We start from the raw sequence: 518 nt of genomic DNA, 5'->3' as shown, positions 1-518 counted from the left end.
CTTCTCGACGAATGGGTAGTACCTGAGTACAGTAGAGTTGTCTGCAACCTTGAAGCTGATCTCATCAGTAAGTTCGTAGGAGTCATCCTCATCAAGAGTGATTGAATCATCAAGCTCCATGACAATAGTCTTTGAGGTACCATCTTCGGTTACGATAAACTTACCGAATTCATCATCGACTTCGATTTCCATTGCATCGTCAGAGATCTGCCAGATACCTTCGATTACACAAAGGCTGTCGACCTGACCCTGGAATACTTCATCGACATGGACAATGAGTGTTACGACATCTTCTCCAAGAACTTCCTGTTCATAGTACCAGGTCTTCTCTTCTTTGTCAGCATCAGAGGTGCTGATAACTGCATCATCGACGAACTCACCGTCTTTGGTGATCTCGAGCCAGACCTTGTTACCATCGACATCGATCTGCTTTGGTGTAAGTGCATAGCCTTCCATAAGCTCAAGTGACTGACCGGTCCTCATGGTGTAACTCTCGTCATCGTCCATGAGAAGCTTGG

1 protein-coding gene is annotated in these 518 nt (G+C 45.8%); it reads right to left on the bottom strand.

Features of this window, described 5'->3' with window-relative positions:
• Window positions 1-518: S-layer protein domain-containing protein (locus E7X57_RS12175; RefSeq protein WP_305791979.1), on the bottom strand; the 518-nt coding region annotated here is incomplete at both ends.

It is taken from the genome of Methanococcoides sp. AM1 (genome assembly GCF_900774055.1).
Lineage (GTDB): Archaea > Halobacteriota > Methanosarcinia > Methanosarcinales > Methanosarcinaceae > Methanococcoides.
Note: the sequence above shows the minus strand (reverse complement) of the source record. Positions and strands in the feature narration are given on the sequence as shown.